Origin of the sequence: Acidovorax sp. 69, assembly GCF_002797445.1 — a bacterium.
Taxonomy (GTDB): Bacteria; Pseudomonadota; Gammaproteobacteria; order Burkholderiales; family Burkholderiaceae_C; genus Acidovorax.
Window position 1 is genome coordinate 2426714 of record NZ_PGEP01000001.1, and the last position, 23386, is coordinate 2450099.

General features: G+C 65.1%; 19 protein-coding genes. 4 read left to right on the plus strand and 15 right to left on the minus strand.

Annotated elements, in window-relative coordinates:
* The first annotated feature begins 7 nt into the window (after nucleotides 1–7).
* Nucleotides 8–3646 (plus strand): EAL domain-containing protein, encoded by a 3639-nt coding sequence (locus tag CLU85_RS11155; RefSeq protein ID WP_100410319.1) that lies wholly within the window; start codon nucleotides 8–10, stop codon nucleotides 3644–3646.
* A 92-nt stretch (nucleotides 3647–3738) separates the two neighbouring features.
* Here the strand turns inward: CLU85_RS11155 and mmsB are convergent, their stop codons facing one another.
* From mmsB to CLU85_RS11185, 6 genes are all read right to left on the minus strand, one after another.
* A complete protein-coding gene (gene mmsB / locus CLU85_RS11160) occupies nucleotides 3739–4659 on the minus strand; it encodes a 3-hydroxyisobutyrate dehydrogenase (RefSeq protein WP_255409689.1) in 921 nt (306 codons plus the stop codon).
* A 74-nt stretch (nucleotides 4660–4733) separates the two neighbouring features.
* Entirely contained in the window at nucleotides 4734–5135 is a 402-nt protein-coding gene (locus tag CLU85_RS11165) for a DUF488 domain-containing protein (RefSeq protein ID WP_100410321.1), read from the minus strand.
* 34 nt (nucleotides 5136–5169) lie between these two features.
* Entirely contained in the window at nucleotides 5170–5658 is a 489-nt protein-coding gene (locus tag CLU85_RS11170; protein WP_100410322.1) for a TfoX/Sxy family protein, read from the minus strand.
* Between the two features lie 75 nt (nucleotides 5659–5733).
* Nucleotides 5734–6900, minus strand: a complete 1167-nt coding sequence (locus CLU85_RS11175; protein WP_100410323.1) for an acyl-CoA dehydrogenase family protein — start codon at nucleotides 6898–6900, stop codon at nucleotides 5734–5736.
* A gap of 29 nt (nucleotides 6901–6929) precedes the next feature.
* Nucleotides 6930–7346: a lysozyme inhibitor LprI family protein gene (locus CLU85_RS11180; RefSeq protein ID WP_100410324.1), complete on the minus strand. Its 417-nt coding sequence runs from the start codon at nucleotides 7344–7346 to the stop codon at nucleotides 6930–6932.
* Between the two features lie 236 nt (nucleotides 7347–7582).
* Complete coding sequence (locus tag CLU85_RS11185; protein WP_100410325.1) at nucleotides 7583–9106, minus strand: CoA-acylating methylmalonate-semialdehyde dehydrogenase; 1524 nt, start codon at nucleotides 9104–9106, stop codon at nucleotides 7583–7585.
* Nucleotides 9107–9263: 157 nt separating this feature from the next.
* Here CLU85_RS11185 and CLU85_RS11190 point away from each other — a divergent pair, with 157 nt between their 5' ends.
* Entirely contained in the window at nucleotides 9264–10214 is a 951-nt protein-coding gene (locus CLU85_RS11190) for a LysR family transcriptional regulator (protein ID WP_100410326.1), read from the plus strand.
* Between the two features lie 227 nt (nucleotides 10215–10441).
* Nucleotides 10442–11020, plus strand: a complete 579-nt coding sequence (locus tag CLU85_RS11195) for an EF-hand domain-containing protein (protein ID WP_100410327.1) — start codon at nucleotides 10442–10444, stop codon at nucleotides 11018–11020.
* A gap of 34 nt (nucleotides 11021–11054) precedes the next feature.
* Here the strand turns inward: CLU85_RS11195 and CLU85_RS11200 are convergent, their stop codons facing one another.
* The 6 genes from CLU85_RS11200 to CLU85_RS11225 form a co-directional block, all read right to left on the minus strand.
* A complete protein-coding gene (locus CLU85_RS11200) occupies nucleotides 11055–12734 on the minus strand; it encodes a PAS domain-containing sensor histidine kinase (RefSeq protein ID WP_100410328.1) in 1680 nt (559 codons plus the stop codon).
* A gap of 317 nt (nucleotides 12735–13051) precedes the next feature.
* On the minus strand, nucleotides 13052–13210 hold the full coding sequence (locus tag CLU85_RS11205; protein ID WP_100410329.1) for a DUF3309 family protein: 159 nt from the start codon (nucleotides 13208–13210) through the stop codon (nucleotides 13052–13054).
* A 250-nt stretch (nucleotides 13211–13460) separates the two neighbouring features.
* A complete protein-coding gene (locus CLU85_RS11210; RefSeq protein WP_100410330.1) occupies nucleotides 13461–15092 on the minus strand; it encodes a DHA2 family efflux MFS transporter permease subunit in 1632 nt (543 codons plus the stop codon).
* Nucleotides 15093–15108: 16 nt separating this feature from the next.
* On the minus strand, nucleotides 15109–16383 hold the full coding sequence (locus CLU85_RS11215; protein ID WP_198509174.1) for an HlyD family efflux transporter periplasmic adaptor subunit: 1275 nt from the start codon (nucleotides 16381–16383) through the stop codon (nucleotides 15109–15111).
* A gap of 165 nt (nucleotides 16384–16548) precedes the next feature.
* Complete coding sequence (locus CLU85_RS11220; protein WP_100410332.1) at nucleotides 16549–18024, minus strand: efflux transporter outer membrane subunit; 1476 nt, start codon at nucleotides 18022–18024, stop codon at nucleotides 16549–16551.
* A gap of 102 nt (nucleotides 18025–18126) precedes the next feature.
* On the minus strand, nucleotides 18127–18660 hold the full coding sequence (locus CLU85_RS11225) for a MarR family winged helix-turn-helix transcriptional regulator (RefSeq protein WP_100410333.1): 534 nt from the start codon (nucleotides 18658–18660) through the stop codon (nucleotides 18127–18129).
* Nucleotides 18661–18909: 249 nt separating this feature from the next.
* Between CLU85_RS11225 and CLU85_RS11230 the strand changes: the two genes are divergently transcribed.
* Nucleotides 18910–19863 carry a ketopantoate reductase family protein gene (locus CLU85_RS11230; RefSeq protein ID WP_100410334.1) on the plus strand — a complete coding sequence of 318 codons (954 nt, stop codon included), beginning with the start codon at nucleotides 18910–18912 and terminating at the stop codon, nucleotides 19861–19863.
* A 43-nt stretch (nucleotides 19864–19906) separates the two neighbouring features.
* Here CLU85_RS11230 and CLU85_RS11235 read toward each other — a convergent pair whose 3' ends face one another.
* The 3 genes from CLU85_RS11235 to metE all read right to left on the minus strand — a co-directional run bounded on the left by CLU85_RS11235 (nucleotide 19907) and on the right by metE (nucleotide 23351).
* Complete coding sequence (locus tag CLU85_RS11235) at nucleotides 19907–20548, minus strand: zeta toxin family protein (protein WP_100410335.1); 642 nt, start codon at nucleotides 20546–20548, stop codon at nucleotides 19907–19909.
* 5 nt (nucleotides 20549–20553) lie between these two features.
* On the minus strand, nucleotides 20554–20892 hold the full coding sequence (locus CLU85_RS11240; protein WP_100412488.1) for a hypothetical protein: 339 nt from the start codon (nucleotides 20890–20892) through the stop codon (nucleotides 20554–20556).
* An 80-nt stretch (nucleotides 20893–20972) separates the two neighbouring features.
* On the minus strand, nucleotides 20973–23351 hold the full coding sequence (metE, locus tag CLU85_RS11245) for a 5-methyltetrahydropteroyltriglutamate--homocysteine S-methyltransferase (protein WP_198509175.1): 2379 nt from the start codon (nucleotides 23349–23351) through the stop codon (nucleotides 20973–20975).
* Nucleotides 23352–23386 lie beyond the last annotated feature (35 nt).

Consider the following 23386-nt stretch of genomic DNA (forward strand, 5'->3'; position numbering starts at 1 on the left):
GCGCAGCATGGCGAAGATCCTTGTCGTCGATGACCTTCCCGCCAACCGGGCGTTGGTGGTCACGCTCGTCGGGCACAGCGGCCACCAGGCGCTGGAGGCGGCCGATGGTGCCGAGGCGCTGGCCCTGGTGCGTGCCGAGCGGCCCGACCTGGTGATCTCCGACATCCTGATGCCCACGATGGACGGGTACGAGTTTGTGCGGCAGTTGCGGGCCGACTATGGCCTGGCGGCTACACAGGTGATCTTTTACAGCGCGCACTACCGGGAGCAGGAGGCCCGCAACCTGGCGTTGGCGTGTGGCGTGACGCAGGTGTTGGTCAAGCCGTGCGAGCCACAGGACATTCTGGCAGCCATCGAGCAGGCCTTGTCGCAGGGGGTGCCACAAGCCTTGGTGTCGCTGGAGCATGGTTTCCAGACCCGCCATCTGCAGCTCCTGACGGACAAGCTCACCGGCAATATCGCTGAGCTGGAGGCCATGAACCGGCGCCTGGCGGCATTGACCGACCTGAACCTGCAACTGGCCTCCGAGCGCGATCCTCAGGTGCTGCTGGCCAATGTGTGCCGGGGCGCCCGCGACCTGGTTGGTGCGCAGTATGCGGTGTTGTGTGTGGTGCGCAAGCACAGCGACAGCACCATCACCTGCACCAGTGGCATCGAGTCTGCGCTGACAGGACCGCAGGATCTGCCCCGGGAACTGCCCGTGGTCTCGCACGGCCGGCTCGGGCAACTGCGGGCTGACCGGCGCTCAGAGCGCCTGGTCAACCCCGGTGGCAACCCCAGTGAAATTGGCTTGCCCGCCAGCTACCCGCCGCTGCACACCGGTCTGATCGCGCCCATCACTTCGCTGTCGTTTTCCTATGGCTGGATCTGCCTGGCCAACAAGCAGGGGGCCGAGGCTTTCAGTGCCGACGATGAAAAAGTCCTGGCCATCCTGGGGGCGCAGGTGGGGCGCATCTATGAAAACGGCAGCCTGTACATCGAGATCCAGAAGCACGCGGAGCAGTTGCAGGTAGAGGTTTTCGAGCGCCAGCGCGCCGTGGATGAACTGCGCGCCAGCAAGGCCAGCCTGCGCAGGGCGCAGGCGCTCGCCAAGATCACCCACGTGATCAGCGGACGCGACGGCGCGTTTGAGAGTTGGCTGGACACCTTGCCGGATATGCTGGGGCTGGAGCCCGAGGCCATGCCCCAATCGGCCCGCGACTGGTTGGCGCTGGTGCACCCTGACGACCGCGACATGTTCCGCCAGCATGCGCTGCAGGCAGCGACCTTGGGGGCACGCATGGATTTCACCTACCGCGTGCTGCGTGGCGATGGCCAGATGTTGCACCTGCGGCAGGTAATGGAACCCCTGGAGGACGAGGCGGGCCGGGGCGAGCAGGGCCGTTGGTTCAACACCATTCAGGACATCACCAAGGAAAAACGCGCCGAGGAAGAGCTGAACGAAAGCGACCGGCGTTTCAACAACATGCTCGACAAGGTCGAGATGATTTCGCTGATGCTCGACTGTGAAGGCCGCATCACCTATTGCAACGACTATTTGCTGCGCAAGACGGGCTGGCAGCGCGACGAGGTCTTTGGGCGCAACTGGTTTGAGCTGTTCCTGCCGCCCGAAGTGGGTAATGTGCGCGGCGTGTTTGCCGATGTGCTGGCGGACCGCCCGTCCGCCTGGCACTACGACAACGAGATACTCACCCGCTCGGGTGAGCGGCGTCTGGTGCACTGGAACAACACCGTGCTGCGCTCGGTGGGCGGGCAGGTGACCGGTGTGGCAGCCCTGGGGGAAGACATCACCGAACGCCGCGAGGCCGAGCGCAAGATCAAGCGGCTCAACCGTGTGTACGCCATGCTCAGTGGCATCAATACCCTGATCGTGCGTGTGCGTCAGCGCGATGAGCTGTTCCGCGAAGCTTGTCGGGTGGCGGTCGAGCATGGCCAGTTCAAGATCGCCTGGATTGGCCGTGTGGACCGTGGCCTCAACCAGGTGGTACCGGTGGCGTTGTCGGGTTCGGAATCCGATTTCCTCATGGACATCAAAGACCGCCTGTGGCTTTACGACGTGCCCACGCCCGGTGAGAGCCTGAGCGCCGGTGTGATCCGCTCCCAGAGCCCTGTGGTGTGCGATGACGTTGTGAACGACCCGCGCATTGTGCTGTCTGAGCAACTGGTGACGCGGGGCGTGGCCTCCATCGCTGTGTTGCCCCTGCTGGTGGCCCATGATGTGGTGGGGGTGCTGGCGCTGTTTGCCGACGAAGTGGGCTTTTTTGACGATGCGGAGATGCGGCTGTTGACCGAGCTGGCCGGGGACATCGGTTTTGCCATGGACCACCTCGACAAAGAAGACCGGCTGAGCTACCTGGCCTACTACGACGAGATCACGGAGCTGCCCAACCGCACGCTGTTTCTGGAACGCAGTGGCCAGCACCTGCGGCCCCGCGAAGGCGCCAAGGCCGTGCTGGGCATAGCACTGATGGACATCAGCCGGTTTCGCATTGTCAACGACACCCTGGGGCGGCAGGTGGGGGATGAGCTGCTCAAGCAGGTGGCGCAGCGGCTGCAGCAGGCGGCGGGCGATATGTACGACGTGGCCCGCATTGGCATCAACAGTTTTGGCATCGCGGTGACCGAGGCGCGCGATGCGGGTGCCGTGGCCGTGGCTGTGGACCACCTCATGCGGGCCTGTTTTGATGCCCCCTTTGCGCTGGGTGGCACCGAGCTGCGCATGGCGGCCAAGGCGGGTGTGGCGCTGTACCCGATGGATGGCCACGATGCCGAAACGCTGCTGCGCAATGCCGAAGCGGCCGTCAACAAGGCCAAGGCGTCCGCGGACAGCCTGCTTTTCTACACCTCGGAGATGAACACCCGTGTGGCCGAGGCGCTGAGCCTGGAAGGGCGTCTGCGCGAGGCCCTGGCGCAAGGCCAGTTCGTGCTGCACTACCAGCCCAAGTTGCATCTGGCCAGCGGCACCATCGCGGGGGCCGAAGCGCTGATCCGCTGGAACGACCCCCGCCGGGGCCTGGTGCCGCCTGCGCAGTTCATCCCGATCCTGGAAGAAACCGGTCTCATCTACGACGTGGGCCACTGGGCGCTGCGCCAGGCGCTGGCCGACAACCTGCGCTGGCGCCAGTCGGGCTTTGCGCCCTTGCGGGTGGCGGTCAACGTCTCGATCTTGCAGTTGCGGCACAGGGGTTTCATTGCCGAGGTGCGCGATGCCGTGGCCCATGACGCCGAGGCTGCCATGGGGCTGGAGCTGGAGATCACCGAAAGCATGGTGATGGACGATGTGGAGCGCAGTACGCAAAGCCTGCACGCTCTGCGCGAGATGGGCATCACCATCGCCATTGACGACTTTGGCACCGGGTTCTCCTCCCTGAGCTACCTGGCCAAGCTACCGGTGGACACGCTCAAGATCGACCGCTCCTTCATCATGAACATGGCCACAGGACCGCAGGGGCTGGCGTTGGTGTCCACCATCGTCAATCTGGGGCACTCGCTGGGCGTGAAGGTGGTGGCCGAGGGGGTGGAAACCGATGAGCAATCCCGCCGCTTGGCGTTGCTGGGTTGCGATGAGATTCAGGGCTATCTGTTCAGCAAGCCTGTGACGGCCGAGGTGTTTGAAGCGCAGTTTTTGCAAGTCTTGGTGGGGTGACGCCACCCTGAAAAGGCAACGCCGACCCGGGGGTCGGCGTCCATGCCCGCAGTGAGCGAATGCGTTTCGCTCAGCTTTCCTGTTGACCCCTCTTACCCCTTCTGCACCATCTTGATGATGCTGGAGAAGTCCAGCGCGCCATGGCCGGCAATGCTGTGTGCGGCGTACAGGTTGCGCGCCAGACCGCCCAGCGGGGTGCTGGCCTTGACCGCTGCGGCATTCTCTTGCGCCAGGCCCAGGTCCTTGAGCATCAGGTCCGTGCCAAAGCCGCCCGCGTAGCCCTTGCTGGCGGGCGCAGTTTCCATCACGCCCGGCATGGGGTTGTACTTCTCCAGCGCCCAGTTGCCGCCCGAGCTGCGGCGCATGATCTCGCTCAGCACCTTGGGGTCGAGGCCGTTGGCCACGCCCAGGGCGATGGCTTCGCTGGTGCCGGCCATCAGGATGCCCAGCAGCATGTTGTTGCAGATTTTGGCCGTCTGGCCTGCCCCTACGGCACCGGCGTGGAAGATGTTGGCGCCCATTTTTTCGAGCAGGGGGCGTGCGCGCTCCAGTGTCGCCACCTCGCCACCCACCATGAAGGTCAGCGTGCCGGCAATGGCACCGCCCGTGCCGCCCGAGACGGGGGCGTCGATGAAGTCCACACCCCGTGCCTTGGCGGCCTCGGCCACCTTGCGCGAGGTGGCGGCAGCGATGGTGGAGCAGTCAATCACCAGCGTGCCGGCGGGCAGTTGCGCCAGCAGCTCGCCCTGGCCCAGAAAAAGCGAATCCACATGCTGGCTGGCGGGCAGCATGCTGATGACCACCTCGGCGCCTTGTACGGCGGCCTTGGCGTCGGCGGCCACTGGCACACCGTCGGCAGCGAGTTTGTCGCGCGCGGGTTGCGAGAGGTCGAACGCGCTGACGGTGTGGCCTGCCTTGTGCAGGTTCAGGGCCATGGGGCCGCCCATGTTGCCGAGGCCGATGAATGCGATTTTCATGGTGTCTATCTCCTTGGTGTCGTTGTGATGCTGAATGGATAATGGTGGTATGAATTTGATAGCTGCTAGCGCTTATCCATCAATCGCTAGAGGCCAAAAAGGCTTGAATATCAGTCGATGAGGTCTGCGCCACGGGTGTGTAGTTCGGTGCGAAGCACCGAGCGGTGGCAGCGCGCTTCATCCTCGCAATAGCAGCCCAGCGACATCGCACTGTGGTGCGACAGCGCGGCCAGCAGGTCCAGCGTGCGGCTGGCCTCGGGCTGGGCCAGCTCCTTGCGGAATTGCTTCACAAAAGCATCCCACTCCTTGTCCCCTTCCTTGCCGGTTTGCGCCTGCTGGCCCTGGGCCATCAAGTCGGCGCTGGGGGACAGCAGGGGGTACCACACGTCGTAATAGTCGCGACTGGCGAACTCGGCCTTGGGCACACCACGCGGCGGGCGGCGCACGGTGCCGATGCGGGTGCCTTCCCCCACAGCGCGTGGGGTGCCAAGGCGGACGATGCGAAGGGGCATGGGGGTGGATTCCAGGTGGGGCAGGGCAGAGGTCTCAGTCGTCGGCCTCGAAGATGCTGTGCTTTTTGGTCGCGGGTTGTGCCGCAGCGGGGGCGGTAGCGCGGGCTGTGGGTCTCTTTCCCCGGGTCGTGGTGGCGGGTGCCTTCTTGGCGGCAGCAGTTGATTTGGCCTTGCGTGGCGGCGTGGCCTTGGCCAGCGGGTTGTAGGCCAGGGCTTCGTCCAGCCAGAAGCTCCACTGCATCCGCGTGGTGTAGCCGTTGGGTTCCACCCAGAAGTAGCCCTTCATGCCCCCGCCGGGGGACAGCTCGCGGGTGTTCTGCATCTCCTGCAGCTCGCCGTGGCGATGGGGCGGCAGGCGCACCAGCAACTCTTCGTTTTTGACCCCAATGCACAGCTTGCCGTCGACAAAGAAGCAGTAGCAGCCAAACATCGTGCGCTCGTCCACATCGCTGCGCTGCGCGAGGGCCGTGCGCACGGCGTCGATCAGGTGCAGCGTTTCGTCAGACAGAGGGCGGGCGGGCATGGGTTTTTAGGTCAAATTGGCTGCTAGCGCATATTGAATATGCGCTGGCAGCTATAAAAACAGGAGTCTCCGCAGTTAGCGAATCACCTCCGTCGCATCCCCGTCGAGCATGCGGCGCGCAATGATCACCCGCATGATTTCGTTCGTGCCTTCCAGAATCTGGTGCACGCGTGCGTCGCGCAGCAGGCGCTCCAGCGGGTACTCGCGGATGTAGCCGTAGCCACCGTGCAGTTGCAGCGCGTCGTTGATGACGGTGAAACCCGCATCGGTGGCGAAGCGCTTGGCCATCGCGCAGTAGGTCGATGCATCCCGCGCACCGGCGTCGAGCTTGCTCGCTGCCAGGCGCACCATCTGGCGCGCGGCAACCAGCTCGGTCGCCATGTCGGCCAGCTTGAACTGCAGCGCCTGAAAACTGGCGATGGGCTTGCCGAACTGCTTGCGGTCCTGCATATATTGCTGGGCGGCGTTGAGCGCGCCCTGCGCCGCGCCCACCGAGCAGGTGGCTATGTTGATGCGGCCGCCGTCCAGGCCTTTCATGGCGATCTTGAAGCCTTCGCCCTCGCGGCCCAGCAGGTGGTCGGCAGGGATGTGCACGTTGTCAAAACTGATGGTGCGCGTGGGCTGGCTGTTCCAGCCCATCTTCTGCTCCTTCTTGCCGTAGCTGATGCCGGGCGCATCGGCGGGCACGGCAAAGGCGCTGATGCCGCTGGCGCCCGAGTTCGCATCGCCCGTGCGTGCCATGAGCACCAGCACATCGGTGCTGCCCGCGCCGCTGATGAAGGCCTTGCTGCCGTTGATGACGTAGTCATGGCCCACCAGCTCGGCGCGGGTTTTGAGCGAGGCAGCGTCCGAGCCCGCACCGGGTTCGGTCAGGCAGTAGCTGGCGAGCTTTTCACCCGTGGTGAGCAGCGGCCCCCAGTGGTCGCGCACGGCGGGCGTGGCCCAGGTGCCCAGCATCCAGGTTGCCATGTTGTGGATGGTGATGAAAGCGGTGGTGCTGGGGTCGATGGCCGCCATTTCCTCAAACACCAAGGTGGCATCCAGCCGGGGCAGGGCGAGGCCGCCCGCGGCTTCGGGGGCGTACAGGCCACAAAAGCCCAGTTCGCCCGCCTTGGCAATGGCGTCCTTGGGGAAGATGCCTTCTTCATCCCAGTGGGCGGCGTGGGGCGCGAACTCGGCCTGCGCAAAGTCGCGGGCCGTCTGGGCAAAGGCGCGTTGTTCTTCGGTGAGTTCAAAGTCCATGGTGTCCGTCTCGGTAGGTTTTTATTGTTCTAGGGCTTGGCGGACGGGTGGTCCAGCGTCAGCCAGCGCATCAGGCCCTTGCGGCGTGCTTCGGTTTCGGTCGTCAAACACGCGTGGTACAGACGCGGCCATTGGGGCTGCGATTCAGCGCTGCGTGTGGCCTGCTTGCACCGTGTGGTGCGCTCGCGTTGCCAGGCCATGTGCTCCTGGCGCAACTGGGGGCGTTCATGGGCCGACAGGGCGCGCATCACGTCGCCATAGAGGATGGCGATCTGCGTGTCTGCCGCCTGAAAGGTCTGCACTGCACAGGCATTGGTTTCGTCCACGCTGCCATCGGGCTTGCAGGCAGCGCCAGCCTGGGCTTGGGCACTGGCTCCCATCAGCATCACGCATGCAGCACCGAAGACCATGACCCATCCCCGCTTTGTCGTCTTGAAAATTTGCATGCCCCGCTTTTACCACCGACCACAGCGGTCGAAACCGGTGCGGCCCAAGGCCAGCGGAAGCCGCGCAAAGGCCGCCCCGCCGCACTGGCCGCGTCCCCTTCCGCATCGCGCTGCGCGCAGCGCGATGCGGACAAAGGGGCGGGAGGTCGCGGCTCCCAGCCTGCCTGCGCAAGCTTGGACCTGCCTGAAGGGCTGCCGTTTCCGGCGGTTGCATGGAGGCGCGCTTCGTCCGGGAATTACTTCAAACTGATCGTCGTGTTCACGCCGTGCGACGTGGTGCTGTCATCAAACCAGCGGGCCGTCACCGTCTTGGTCTGCGTGTAGAACATGATGACCTGCTTGCCGTAAGGGCCCAGATCGCCCAGCTTGGACGCACGCGAGCCACTGAACGAGAACAAAGGCACTGGCACAGGGATTGGCACGTTGATACCCACCTGGCCCACGTCGATGTCTTCCTGGAACTTGCGCGCTGCCGCGCCCGATTGGGTGAAGATGGCCGTGCCGTTGCCGTTGGGGTTGCTGTTGATGAACTCGATGGCTTCGTCGACGTCAGCGGCCGGCACCAGGGCCAGCACAGGGCCAAAAATTTCCTGGTCATAGATGGCCATGCCGGGTTTCACGTTCGAGAAGATCGTTGGGCCCACGAAGTTGCCCTTTTCATAGCCGGGCACCACCGGCTTGCGGCCGTCCAGTTCCAGCGTGGCGCCGTCGGCAATGCCGCGTTCGATCAGGCCTTCGACACGCGCCAGGGCTGCGCAGGACACCACGGGGCCCACATCGGTGCCTTTTTCGGTGCCACCGTTGACCTTGAGCGTCTTGGCCTTGGCCACCAGGTCGGGAATCCACTTTTGGGCCTCGCCCACCAGCACCACCACGGGCAGGGCCATGCAGCGCTGGCCTGCGGCGCCAAATGCGGCACCGGCAATGGCGTTAAGCGATTGCTCCTTGTTCGCGTCGGGCAGGATGATGGCGTGGTTCTTGGCGCCCATCATGCATTGCGCACGTTTGCCGGCCAGGGTGGCGCGGTTGTACACATGGGTGCCGACCTTGGTCGAGCCCACGAACGACACGGCCTTAATGTCCTTGTGGTCGCAGATCGCGTTGACGGCCATTTCACCCCCGTGGATCACGTTGAGCACGCCGGGTGGAATGCCCGCCTCGAGCGCCAGCTCCACCAGGCGCATGGTCACCATGGGGTCTTGCTCGGAGGGCTTGAGCACGAAGGTATTGCCCGTGGCAATGGCCATGGGGAACATCCACAGCGGGATCATGGCCGGGAAGTTGAACGGCGTGATGCCTGCGCAGACACCCAGCGGCTGCAGCAGGGTGTAGGTATCCACGCCACCGGCCACGTTGTTGGCCAGCTCGCCCAGTTGCAGGTTGCCGATGCTGGCAGCGTGTTCGACCACTTCGAGGCCACGGAACACGTCGCCTTCAGCGTCGGGCAGGGTCTTACCCTGTTCTGCCGTGAGGATGGCGGCCAGCTCGGTCATGTTTTCGCGGATGAGCTGCTGGTACTTCAGGAAGATGCGCGCGCGGGCGCCGATGGGCGTCTTCTTCCAGGTCTTGAACGCTTCCTTGGCCGAGGCCACGGCGGCATCGATTTCTTCAGCGGTGGCAAAGGGCACACGGGCCAACACCTCTTGCGTGGCGGGGTTCACCACGTCGCGCCATTCGGTGGTCTTGGACTCGACGAACTGGCCGCCGATCAGCAGCTTGACGGTGGGGGCCAGCGTGGCCACGTTGGTGGGTGCGTTCATGGGTTTGTCTCCTGGGGAAGTGTGGGCAGGGTTGGGGCAAAGCGCCCAAAACTTCGCCATCCTAGCTGTGCAGAATTGTTAGCACAATAGACAATGATGCGCAGTAGATTTGCAAAAATGCACATCGCTGCGACGGATCCACACAGAGGACCACACCATGGACTGGGACAACCTGCGCTACTTTCTGGAACTGGCCCGCGCTGGCACGCTGGTCGGCGCCGCGCGGCGTCTTGCCGTGGACCACACCACTGTGGCGCGCCGACTGCAGGCGCTCGAAAAACAGGTGGGCTCAGCCTTGTTCGCGCGCGAGGCGGGTGGCCACCGGCTGACTGAGGCGGGCCGCGCCCTGCTGCCCCAGGTCGAGGCCATGGAGGCGGCGTTTTTGGCGGTGGAAAACGCCGCCCCCGGCGTGCGCCAGGGCCTGCACGGCCTGGTGCGCATCGGCACCACCGAGGGTTTTGGCAACCTGATCCTGGCGCCACAACTGGCCCGGTTTGCGCTGGACCACCCCGGCCTGGTGGTGGATCTGCTGGCGCTGCCGCGCCTGGTGCATCTGTCGCGGCGCGAGGCCGACATCGTGATCTCGCTGGAGCGACCCGCGCGTGGCGCAGTGCTGGTGGTCAAGCTCACCGACTACGTGCTGCAGTTGTACGGCGCGCGCAGCTACCTGGACCGCCACGCACCCATCCACACGGCCGACGACCTGCGGGGCCATACCTTCATCAGCTATGTGGACGACCTGCTGTTCAGCAAAGAACTGCAGATCCTCGACGAACTGCACCGCACCGCACACTTTGCGCTGCGCAGCACCAGCATCCTGGCGCAGTACGAGGCCGCACGCGCTGGGGCTGGGCTGGCGGTGCTGCCCGCGTTTGTGGCGGCGCAAGACCCTGCGCTAATTCCGGTGCTACCAGTGCAGGCGCGGTTTCAGCGCACGTTCTGGATGTCCATGCCGGCCGACAACAAGCATGTGGCGCGTATACAGGCCACCTGGGCGTTCTTGCGCGAAGCGGTGGCGGCGCAGCAGGGGCTGTTGTTGCCGGAGGTGGTTGCGACCGCCCGTGCGTCGCCCCCCCCGACAAGGCCCAGCGCAAAAGCGGTTGCATGACATCTGCCATGGCAGGCGCCACGCCCATCGTCGTGCGATGCCGCGTCATGCCAAGGCTTGCCTGGGCTGTTCGGTCGTTTTGCCAACGCGTTGAAATCGGCGGCAAAGTCCCGGTTAATTCAGCCACCGCGCGATCTGTAGATGCGTAGTCTTGGGCTTTGGGCGACGCAAAGGGCTTTGGACAGATTGAAGTCACTGGAACTGTCGCCACACAGGAGTTCATGGCAATGTCCCCTCTCATTTCCGGTCTCGCGTCGGTGGCGTCAATGATTTTCAATGCGGCAACCAGTGGTGCCGGCAAGGCGTCGGCGCGGCGTGGTGGCGATGCGGCGGCCCCCGAGCCGTCGGCGGTGGTCAGTCTCAGCCCAGAGGCGCAGGCGCTGGCGGGGTACGCAGGCCAGGGTGTGTTGGTGGCGCAGGCCCCGTCTTCAGGCGCTGTGACAGCGGTGGGGCGCCATGCGGGCCAGACCAGCGCTGGCGTGTCCAGCGGCCGTGCTGCAGGGAATGGGGCGGTTTCCAAAGACGACTTTCAGGCACTTTTGACCCGTTTTGGAGCGACCGACGATCAAAAGCAGCAGCTCACGGCCGGGTTTGATGCTGACAAGGACGGTGTTATCACCCATGACGAATTCCTCAAAGGGCTTTCGCGCACCCAGGGTGCGCAGGGCGGCAGTGATGCGTTTTCGCAGGCCGTGCTGCGGGTGATGGACCAAGCAGGCAACGCGGATGGCACGGTGGGCAAGGCGGAGTTCACGGCTTTTTCCTCCGCGTTTGCACTGGCCGAGCGGCGCACACGCGCGGCTTAATCGGCCCCTGCAGACCCACGGGGTGAGGTCCGCTTCAGGCCACCTTGGGAAGCGGCAGTGTCACCCAGAAACAGCTGCCCTCGCCGGGCGCGCTTTGCAAACCAAGGCGCCCACCCATACCTTCAACGAGGCGCTTGCTGAGGGCCAGACCCAGGCCGGCGCCCTCGAAACTGCGGGTGGATGAACCATCGACCTGCTCAAACAGCGTGAAGATGCGGTGCTGGTCGGCAGCAGCAATACCAATGCCCTGGTCAATGACCTGCAGACGCCACACCGTGGCCTCGACCGTGTCTTGTTCAACCTCGATCGCCAGCCGAATGCTGCCCGTATTGCTGAATTTCACGGCGTTGTCCAGAAGATGGATGAGCACCTGCTGGATCCGGTCTGCGTCGCCAATATGGACGGCATCGCTGCCCATGCCTGGTGGCAGCAATGCCAACTGCAGCCCTTTCTGGCGCGCCTGAGGCTGCAGCAGTTGCAGCGCGTTTGCGGCGACCTCGGGCATCGACAGTGGCGCAAACTTGAACGCTACTTGGCGTGACTCCAGCGCGGCCAGATCCATCAGGTCATTGAGCAAGCGCATCAGGCCTTTGGCGGCATCCATCACGTTGTGCAGTACAGGCTTCATGCGCTCCTCCTGCACGCGCTGGTGCGCTATCTCGGTCATGCCCAGAATCAGCGTCATGGGGGTGCGCAGTTCATGGCCGATGTTGGCCAGAAAGATGCTTTTGGTGCGCAGTGCGGCCTCTGCAGTTTCCTTGGCGATCGACAGTGCTGCCGTGCGCTCCCTGACCCGGGCTTCCAGATGCTGCCGTTCGGCCTGCAGTGCCTGTTCAAGATCCCGGCGCTCGGTCACGTCGCGGCCAATGCAGTGGTACCCGGCCGGGTTGCCGAGCGTGTCGCGATACAGCCTGCTGGACATTTCAAACCAGCGGACTTTGCCGTTCTTGCAGCGCATCGGCAGCGTCAGAAGCGCCTGGTGGTTGCTTACGGCCTGGTCCAGTGTCGCCGGGCCCTGCGGCGCCAATGCCTCGTAGATGGGGCGCCCGATGACCTCATGTGCGGCAATGCCGCGCACCCGCTCATCAGACGGGCTCACGTAGGCCACTGTCATATCGGGATTGATCCTCCAGATCACTTCTTCTGCGCCTTCGGTCAGCAGGGTGAACTGCTGCTCGCGGTCAGACAGGTGCTGATAGAGCTTGAGTGCATGCCCGACAAACAGGTAAAAACCAAAGCTGCAGAGCGACAGGGCCAGCGTAAAGGCGATAAGTGCGTGGTGCGAGTACGGCACCCTTTGCATGTTGCTGCTGCCAATCATCAGTGCCAGCACAACCACGGTGTAACAGATACCCGCCACGCGCCCCAGCAGCAGGTATGTCGCGCCCACTCCAATCACGAACCACACCGCGCGAAGCTCGTGACCCATGGGCTGCCAGAGGGCGTAAGTGAATAGCGCAAGTCCCAGGAGGGTCTGAACGGCGGCAATCAATGCATAGGTGCGCGGCCAACGGCACAGCGCGAGCCACAACGCACCCATCACCAGGGAGCCCATTGCAATGATGGTGCTCCATGACTCGGGGGTAGATATCGTCCCAGTGAAACCGACTACACACAGCAGAAGTCCAAAGCCGGTGTTTGCCAACAGAAAGCTCTTGAGAAGCCGCACCTGAAATTGCCGCATGTTGCCTAGAAACGGGACTGGGGACGGCATGGGCGAGAGGCTGTGAAGTCGTTGTGCGAATTTATCGTTTATATCAAAATAACTTTATAAATGCTAATAAATTTAGTTCAATGGAGCTAATTTTTTGATTTTATCAATTGAAAATTTCTCTCATTCTCCAATTCTTGTTGCCTCGGTGCGGCCCGTTTCGCTCGGCCCACCGGCCCTGGGGCTCGCGCCTTCCAGGGGCCGAATACGTCCTGGCACCATGCCAAAGAAACCCTCAGGGTCCCCTTTGTTGACGATTGAAAGCGTTCTGGGTGAGGTGGGCCTTTGCAGCGCTGCTGCCCGCAGCGCCCAACCATGGGTCATATCCGGCCCATGAGCAGCAGGATTACCAGGATCAGAACGACCAGTCCCACCCCTCCGCTGGGCCCATAGCCCCAAGAGCGGCTGTGGGGCCAGCTCGGCAGGGCCCCCACCAGGACGAGGATCAGAACAATCAGAAAAATCAGTGAGAGCGACATGACAAGTTCCTTGCGGTGTGTTGTGGTGTCTGCATTCTGGAAGGCCGCTCTCCCGTTCTCGGCAGGTGCTGGGCCTGCACGCCAGTCAGGCTTTTCCGACATGCCATGTGGGATGTGGGATGTAGGGCGCGCCCATCGCCGCCAGGGCGTGCGCGAAGACGGGTCATAAAAAACGGCGGTGCTTCCTCAGGAAGCACCGCCGTTTTCTTCTTGGTGGCGTGAGTGGATGCGTGATCGATCTGTCGCGCCGTCAATGGGCCCCTGCGGCATCCACCGCCGCAGCGCCGCCCGCCTTGGCGGGGCGCTTGGTCAGCCAGATCAACCCGATCAGCAGCAGGAACAGCCCCGCTGACCCCAGGAAGATGTCATTGGCCGCCCGCGTGAAGGCCTGCTGGTCGATCAATCGGTTGATCTGCGCCAGTGCCTGCATCTGCGTGAGGCCGGAGGCCACCAGGCCGTCGAGCGTTTGCGCAAACACGCCTTGGCCCTGCACCAGCCCTTCGGTCAGGTGCGCGTGGTGCATGGCGGCCCGGCTCTCCCACAGCGTGGTGGCAATCGACGTGCCCATGGCGCCTGCGGTGATGCGCACGAAGTTGGACAGGCCTGCTGCTGCCGGAATGCGCTCGGGCGCAATGCCCGCCAGCGTGAGCGTGGTCAGCGGGATGAAGAAGAACGCCATGGCCGCGCCCTGCAACAGGGTGGGGATCAGGATGTGGATGAAGTCCGTCTGCACCGTGAACTGCGAGCGCATCCACAACACCGTACTGAACACGATGAACGCGCCAGTTGCCATGCGGCGCGGGTCCCACTGGCCCACCTTTTTGCCCACCAGCGGCGTGAGCAAAATGGCGAACACGCCCACGGGCGCCAGCGCCATGCCGGCCGAGGTGGCGGTGTAGCCCATCCATTGCTGCAGCCACAGCGGCAGCAGCACCACGTTGCCAAAGAACAGCGCGTAGGCCACTGACAGCGCCAGCGCGCCAAAGGTGAAGTTGCGGCCCTTGAAGAGCTTCAAATCCACCACGGGGTGCTTGTCGGTCAGCTCCCACACCAAAAACACGGCGAACGCCACCACGGCAATCACGGCCATGGTGATGATCTCGCCCGAGGCGAACCAGTCCAGCTCTTTGCCCTTGTCAAGCATGAGCTGCAGCGCGCCGACCCACAGCACCAGCAGGGTCAGGCCCACGGTGTCGATGGGCAGCTTGCGGATGGGGGTCTCGCGCTTGTGATAGATGCCCCAGGTCAGTAGTCCGGCCAGCAGGCCCACGGGCACGTTGATGTAGAAAATCCAAGGCCACGAGACGTTGTCGGTGATCCACCCGCCCAGGAGCGGCCCGACCACCGGCGCCACCAGCGTGGTCACCCCCCAGAGCGCCAGGGCGGTGCCCGCCAGTGCGCGTGGGTAACTGGCCAGCAGCAAGGTCTGGCTGAGTGGAATCATCGGCCCGGCCACCAGGCCTTGCAGCACGCGGAAGAACACCAGCATCTCCAGCGACGAGGCAAAGCCGCACAGCCAGGACGTGAGTACGAACAGCAGCACGCTCATGGTGAACAGCCGCACCGCGCCAAAGCGCTGCGTGAGCCAGCCGGTGAGCGGCACCGAGATCGCATTGGCCACGCCAAAGCTGGTGATGACCCAGGTGCCCTGGCCGGGGCTCACGCCCAGGTCACCGGCAATGGCGGGGATGGAGACGTTGGCGATGGACGAGTCGAGCACGTTCATGAACGTGGCCAGCGACAGCGACAGCGTGCCCAGCAGCAGGGCTGTGCCCTTGAGCGGTGGGTAGGCGGCGGGCGGCCCGGGCGGGGCAGGGGGTTGCGTTGCAGCAGGCGCCGAATGGGCGGGCGCCTGGTCTGCGGTGGGGTTGGCGGCAGTCATGCTGGGTCAACCCTGTTTACTGCACCACTGGAGATGGCACCGCGGGTTGAACGGGGGCCGATGCGTGTTTTTGGGCCTGCACGGCAGCCTTGCCACGGCCCAGGTTGGCCGCAATGATGTGCGCCACTTCCTCATCGGCGGCTTTGAACTGCGCGTCAAACACGGCGGTGGCGGCCACAGGCGTGGTCCGCTGTGTGTCGGCCAGCGTCTTGCCGCTTTGGTCGGCGGTGTCCACCTTGACCTCCATCGACAGGCCCACGCGCAGCGGGTGCTCGGCCACTTCCTTGGGGTCGAGCGCAATGCGCACGGGCACGCGCTGCACCACCTTGATCCAGTTGCCCGTGGCGTTTTGCGCAGGCAGCAGCGCAAAGGCTGCGCCCGTGCCTGCACCCAGTCCGGTCACCGTGCCGTGGTAGACCACTTTGGTGCCGTACACGTCGGCTTCCAGCTCGGCGGTCTGGCCGATGCGCAGGGTTTTGAGCTGGCTTTCCTTGAAGTTGGCGTCCACCCACAGGTCATTCAGCGGCACCAGCGTCATCAGCGGCGCACCGGCCTGCACACGCTGGCCCACCTGCACGCCACGCTTGGCCACATGGCCATCCAGTGGGGCCACCAGTTGCACGCGCTGCACGGCCAGATAGGCCTCGCGGACGCGGGCCGAAGCACGCAGCACGTTGGGGTGCTGTTCGACGGAGGTGCCTTCGGTCTGCGTCTGGCTGGCGACCAGTTGTTCTTGCGCAGCCAGCACGGCCGACTGGGCTGCGGCCACGGTGCTCTTGGCTGCGGTCAGTTGGGCATTGGCGTGCTGAAACTCTTCCTTGCCTACAGCGCCGCTGGCCATGAGCGGGGCGCGGCGGGTCACGTCGTCTTGCATGCGGGCGGCGTCGGCCTGGGCGCGGGCCAGGTCGGCGCTGCGCAGGCTGACCTGGGCCTTGAGCGTGGAGTTGTTGGCGTACAGCGTGCGCACTTCGCGCACGGTTTGTGCCAGTTGGGCCTCGGCCTGCTCCAGCGCCACGCGGGCGTCGGCGGGGTCGAGCTTGACCAGCAACTGGCCTGCCTTCACATAGTCGGTGTCGTCCGCGCCGATGGACACCACGGTGCCGCCGATTTGCGGCGTGATCTGCACCACGTTGCCCGCCACGTAGGCGTTGTCGGTGGTCTCGACATGGCGGCCATTGGCCCAGTGCCAGCCACCCCAGCCCAAGGCGGCAATGGCCACGGCGGCGGCAATGATCGTGAGGCCCCGGCGGCGGGCTGTGTTGGCTTCGTTGGCGGTGAGAGGTTCGCTCATGACAGTGATTTTTCAGGAATGTGTTGTTGTATGGTTTTGTCGGTCCCCCGACCGTTCGGGCTGAGCCTGTTGACGCCCTGCGCAGCGCTTCGACAGACTCATCGTGAACGGTTGGGGGTGTGCATGAAAGGGCGTTTTGCGGGTTTCTGCGTTGGACTTTTGCGCTTATTTGGCAGCGGTGTGCAGCACAGCGGTGTCATCCGTCCAGCCGCCGCCCAGCGCTTTCATCAGCATCAGGCGTGTATCGAGCTGGCGGGCGCGCAGGTCCACGGCCAGGCGGCGCTGGGCCAACACTTGGCTTTCGGTGCTTAGCACCACCAGGTAGTTGCCCAAGCCCGCGCGGTAGCGCTCTTGGGCAAAGCGGTAGGCCTTTTCGGCACTGGCCACGGTGTCGTCCTGCAGCGCTTGTTGGCGGGTGAGCGACTGGATGGAGGCCATGGCATCGCCCGCTTCCTTCACGGCGTCGAGCACGGCGCCGTTGTATTGGGCAATGGCGGCGTCCAGCTCGGCAGCGCGGCCGCCCAGCTGGGCGCGCAGGCGGCCGCCGTCAAAGATCGGCAGGCGCAGGGCGGGCGTCACGCCCATCTGGCGCGAGCTGCCGTTGAACAACCTGTCCAACCCCAGCGAGTTCAGGCCGATGAAGGCGCCGATGTTGATGTTGGGATAGAACTCGCTGCGGGCGCTGTTCACGCCTTGCGTGGCCGCCTCGACGCGCCAGCGCGCGGCCACCACATCGGGGCGGCGGCCCAGCAGGTCGGCGCCCAGCACATCGGGCACAGCCGTGGGTTGCAGTGCGGTGAGCTGGGGCATGACGGTGGGCAGCGCGTCGGGGGCCTGGCCGGTCAGCACGGCCAGTTGGCGGCGCGCCAGGGTGATCTGCTCGTCGAGCGCTTCGATCTGGGTGCGGGCATCGGGCACTGCGCCCTGGGCCTGGGTCAGCTCCACCTGGCTATCGAGGCCGGCGGCAGTGCGCTCTTGCGTGAGCTTTCGTTGTTCCTCCCGCTGGGCCAGGGCCCGCTGGGCCACATCGCGCTGCGCCACCAGCCGGGCCAGCGCCACATAGCTGCGGCCCACCTGGGCGGCCAGGGTGTTGGCGGCGGCGGCGGCATCGGCCTGCGCGGCACGGGCCTGGCCCAGGGCGGCTTGTAGTTCGGCGGCATGCTGGCCAAAAAAGTCGGGCGACCAGCTCAAAGAGGCTTGTACGGTGCCGCTGTTGTAAGTGTTGCCTGCCACAGGCGCGGGCACCAGTCCGTTGGCGGTGTAGCGCTGGCGGGTGGCGTCTATGCCCAGCGTGGCCTGCGGGCCGTTGGCCGCCTCGCGCACTTGACTCAGGGCCACGGCCTGCTCCAGCCGGGCACGGCTGACGGCCAGACTCGGGCTGCCTTGCAGGGCGGTGTCGATCAGGGTGTTGAGCTGCTCGTCACCCAGCGTCTTCCACCACTGGGGCGGCGCTGCGGTTTCGGTGGCCGCGGCGTTCAGGCCCAGGGCCGAGGGGGTGGTTTGTGCCAGCGGTGTGTGGCTGGGGCCAGGGTTGGCGCAGCCGACGAGGAAGAGGGCGGCTGCCAGGGCAATGGCCGACACCGCCAGGTGGGCAACCACAGCAGAGCGGGTGGACAGCAGAGTGGGGGCTGTGGATATCACGGAGTTCTCCAGAATGGTTTTTGGGGTGTTGTGTGGAGGAAAACGAGGGCGTTGAAAACTGGCAAGGCCGAAGGAAGGCAGGGCCACCGGTGCTGGCTCCCTTTAGGGGGAAGACACCGCGGACACCGAAGGTGGCACGGGCGGTTTCCCGTTCACCAGCATGCGGCGCAGCATGGAGAGCAGCAGTTGCCATTCGTCGTGCGTGAAATCGCTCAGATGCACGTTGAGCACGTCGGCCAGCACCGGGGGCACCAAGGCGGCAATGCGCTGGCCTTCAGCGGTGAGCTTCAGGTGCACCACGCGCCGGTCCACCGTTGACCGCTCACGCACCACCAGGCCTTTGGCTTCCATGCGGTCCAGCGAGCGGGTGGTGGAGGCGGGGTCGGTTTCCAGGTCACGCGCCAGACTGGCCACGGTGGCGGGGGCGGTGGTGCACAACGAGAGCTTGAACAGGGGCAACCACTGGGCGTACGTCAGTTCGTGCGAAGCGAGCTGGGCATCGGCCTGCGTGCGGATGGATGACATCACCTTGCGCAACAGATAGCCCACGCTGTTTTCAGGCACCAGCTTGTTGGGGTCGTAGTGCTCGGCGTTGTAAAAGCCGGGCGCAGCGGGGGAGTCGTGCTTGGAAGTCATGGGGTGCGAATTTAATTGACTAGACAATTATTGTCTTCGCAATCATTTAATTCCTGAGTTCACGTAAGGGGTTTGGAAGGGCTGGGCCAATGCCGACGGCCCACAAGGTTCCTAGTCCTTTTGCTACTCTATTGATAGCTTTTGGCGCTTTATGGATAAGCGCTATAGGTCAAAATGACCAATATTTCCTTCAATGGCGCTGCCTGATATGGTTCGTGCCACTGTCAGCTCAACCCACCAAGGACCCCCATGACCCATGCCGCCGCCCCCTCCAAACCCTTGTTGAACATTGCCGTGATGGGCGCGGGCGCCGTGGGCTGCTACTTCGGTGCCTTGCTCGCCCGGGCGGGCCATGCCGTCACGCTCATCGGGCGGCCTGCCCATGTGCAGGCGGTGTTACAGCAGGGGCTGCGCTTGCAGACGGCGGTGCTGGATGTGCAGGTGCCCATGTCGGCCAGCACCGAGGCCAGCGCTGTGCAGGGGGCCGACGTGGTGCTGTTCTGCGTCAAATCCTCGGATTCAGAAGACGCCGCGCGCCAGATACGTCCGCATCTGGCCCCCGGCGCGCTGGTGCTGACCCTGCAGAACGGGGTAGACAACGACGAGCGCGTGCGCGCCGTGCTCGACGCCAGCACGCCGGTGGCCGCTGCGGTGGTGTATGTGGCCACCGCCATGGGTGGGCCGGGGCACGTGGTGCACCACGGCCGGGGCGAGCTGGTGATTGCGCCATCGCCGCGCAGCGATGAGGTGGCCCGGCAGCTGACGGCGGCGGGTATTCCCACCCAGATTTCAGACAACGTGCGCGGCGCGCTCTGGGCCAAGCTGGTGCTCAACAGCGCCTACAACGCGCTCTCGGCCCTGTCGCAACAGCCCTATGGCCCGCTGGTGCAGGTGCCCGGCGTGACGCAGGTGATTGCCGACATCGTGGCCGAATGCCTGGCGGTGGCGGCGGCCGATGGGGTGACGATTCCGGGCGATGTGCAGGCCGCCGTGCGCGGCATCGCCACCACCATGCCTGGGCAGTTTTCATCGACCGCACAAGACCTGGCACGGGGCAAGCCCAGCGAGATTGACCACCTGAACGGCTACGTGGTGAAACGCGGTGCGGCGGTTGGGGTGCCCACGCCGTTGAACCACGCGCTGCAGGTGCTGGTGAAGCTGGCCGAGATGAAAGGTCAGCGGCCCGAGCCTTCGATGGGGTGATTGCTGGCGGGTCAGCGCTGACGCGGCTGGGGTGCGGCCTGGTTCAGCGTCCCACCATCTGCTGCACCCACTGTGGCAAGTGGGGCACCAGTGGCGTGGTTTCATGCGACGTGCACACCGCCACCAACTGAGGCCCGGTGGCGGTGACCTCGGCGCCGTCATACAGATACGACACGTTGGCCAGCCGAATCGCTTGGGTCAGGTTTTCCAGGGTGCGGGGGTAGCGGGCCAAAATGCGCTCAGGCGGCACGGCGTGCCCGCCTTCGCGCACGCGCTGCGCGACGCGGCCCAGCAGCCGGCTCGGGTCGTCCAGCGCCACCACGTACAAGGCCACGGTGTAGCCACAGCGCTGGGCTTCTTCAATGAGGGCCAGTTTGGAGGGGTGCGAAAACACGGTTTCGCTGGCAAAGTCGGCGCCCTCGCGCAGCAGGGTGGCACGGCGCTCATCGGCCCAACGCCGGGCGGCTTCGGATCGCGCTTCAGGATCGGCAATGTGCTGCAGGTGCGCCTGTTCGTACAAATCGGCGTTCACAAACTCCAGCGGCGGCCCCAGGATGCCTTCGCGCACCAGGGCGCGGTACAGCGTGGATTTGCCCGCGCCGTTGGGGCCCGCCAGCAGATGGAACCAGCGGGGCGGCTTGCGAATGCTGGATAGCGAGGAGGGCGCTTGCGGGCTTGCCACCATGCGGTTCAAACGGCGGCGGTGGCTTTCGCCTGGTTCTCCAGCACCACCTCACGCACCCGCTGCGCCAAGGTGCCGCGCGTTTGTGCGGCCAGCAGGCGGGCGGTGAGGGCATCCACCGACGTGGGGGCTGCCGCTGCAGCGGTGCGCGAGGCGGCGGCTTCATATTGCTCAATGGCACTGCGGGCCTCTTGCACGCTCAGCCCGGTGTGCTCCACGATCTGGCCCAGTGTGGCCCAGTACTCGATCTGGCTGGCCACCGAGCGGCGCATGGGCTGCGCGGCCTGGCGGGCTTGCTCCACCAGGTGGGCAGGGAGTTTGACGGACGAGAAAGGGGTGGCGGACATGGCGATCTCCTGATTGGCGCATTTTGCGCCAATCAGGATGGACTGGCAAATGGGGGCCACCATGCCCTGGGGTGTGCGCTTCAGCTGAACGCTTCTTCGTGCAGCCGTTCGCGCACCACCTGCGCCGCCTGCACCATGTGGCGCAACGCGGCTTCCGTCTCGGGCCAGCCCCGGGTTTTGAGGCCGCAGTCGGGGTTCACCCACAGGTTTTCTACTGGCACCACCTCGGCGGCTTTCTCCAGCAGCGCGGCCATCTCTTGCACGCTGGGCACGCGGGGCGAGTGGATGTCGTACACGCCGGGGCCGATCTCGTTCGGGTACTTGAAGTCACCAAAACCTTGCAGCAGCTCCATGTCCGAGCGGCTGGTCTCGATGGTGATCACATCGGCATCCATGGCCGCGATCGCGGGCAGGATGTCGTTGAACTCGCTGTAGCACATGTGGGTGTGGATCTGCGTGTCGCAGCGCACGCCGCTGGCACTGATGCGGAAGGCGCGCGTGGCCCGGTCGAGGTAGCTCTTCCACCCGGCGCGGCGCAGCGGCAGCCCTTCGCGGATGGCGGGCTCGTCGATCTGGATGATGGCGATGTCTGCGGCTTCCAGGTCGCACACCTCGTCGCGGATCGCCCAGGCGATCTGGTCGGCCGTTGTGGCGCGCGGCTGGTCGTCGCGCACAAAGCTCCACTGCAGGATGGTGATGGGGCCGGTGAGCATGCCCTTCATGGGCTTGGGCGTCAGGCTCTGCGCGTACTGCGTCCAGGCCACCGTCATGGGCGTGGGGCGGGCCACATCGCCGTAAATGATGGGCGGCTTCACGCAGCGCGAGCCATAGCTTTGCACCCAACCGTTGGCTGTGAAGGCAAAGCCATCGAGTTGCTCGCCAAAGTATTCGACCATGTCATTGCGCTCGGCCTCGCCGTGCACCAGCACGTCAATGCCCAGTGCTTCCTGCTTGCGCACGGCCAGGGTGATTTCGGCTTCCATCTTCTGCTGGTAGTGCGCGGCATCGAGTGCCCCGCGTTTGAAGGCAGCACGCGCCGCACGGATCTCGGCCGTTTGTGGAAACGAGCCAATCGTGGTGGTGGGCAACAGCGGCAGCTTCAGCCGTGCACGCTGGGCCTTTTGTCGGGCAGGGAAGGCGCTGGTGCGCTGGTCGGCCCCGGGTGCCGCTACGGCCAGGCGGGCCGCCACGGTGGCGCGGTGCACACGCGGGCTGGCGCGGCGGGCGGCCAGGGCGGTGCGGGCGGCGTGCAGTTCGTCATCTACGGCGGCCTCTCCATCGACCAGTGCGCGAGACAGCACACGCAGCTCATCGAGTTTTTCCACAGCAAATGCCAGCCAGGACTTCACCTCGGCGTCCAGCTGCGTCTCGGCCTGCAGGCTGAACGGCACATGCAGCAGCGAGCACGACGGCGCCAGCCACAGCTCGCCCTGGTGCTTGTCGGCCACGGGCCGCAGCTTTTGCAGCGCTGCATCTAGGTCGGTGCGCCAGATGTTGCGGCCATCCACAACGCCCACCGACAACACCTTGTGCGAGGGCAGCCAGTCGGCTACGCCCACCAGCTCGTCGGGTGCGCGCACGGCATCCACATGCAGGCCCGCTACCGGCAGCTGGCAGGCCAGGCGCAGGTTTTCGGCCAACGGCGAAAAATAGGTGGCCAGCAGCAGCTTGGGCGCACTGCGGGCGAGCTGCCAGTAGCTGGGCTCAAACGCATGGCGCCACGCATCGGGCAGGTCCAGGCCCAGGATGGGCTCGTCGATCTGCACCCATTCCACGCCCTGGGCCTTCAGGCGCGCCAGCACGGTTTCGTACACCGGCAGCAGTGACTCCAGCAGGCTGAAGCGGTCAAAGCCCGCCGTTTTGGATTTACCCAGCCACAGAAAGCTCAGCGGCCCCAGCAGCACGGCCTTGACGCGGTGGCCCAGGGCCTGGGCCTCGGCCACTTCGGCAAACAAGCGCTCGCTGGCAAGGTGGAACTGGGTATGGGCGCCGAACTCGGGCACGAGGTAGTGGTAGTTGGTGTCGAACCACTTGGTCATCTCTAGCGCGGGCTGCCCTTCGGTGGTGTGCTTGGTGCTGCACCCGGCGCTGCAGCCCGCGTGGTCTTCGGTGGCGCGGGCCGACACCCCCCGCGCCATCGCAAAGTAGCGGGCCAGCTCGGGCGCGCCGCTGTCAAAGCCAAACCGCGCAGGCTCGCAGCCCAGCAGCTGGATGTGGTTGGCCACATGGTCGTACAGCGCAAAGTCGCCCACCGTCACAAAACCCAGGCCCGCCTCGGCCTGGGCCTGCCAGTGCAACTGGCGCAGCTGGGCGGCGGTGGCCTGCAGCTCGGCCTCAGTGCTGTCACCGCGCCAGAAGGATTCGAGCGCGAATTTCAACGCGCGCTGCGCCCCCATGCGCGGAAAGCCCAGGGTGTGCGTGAGCACGGGGCGGCGGGTGATTGGAGCGGCGAGCGACATGGTGATTTCCTTCTTCTGAATGGAGCAATGCAATG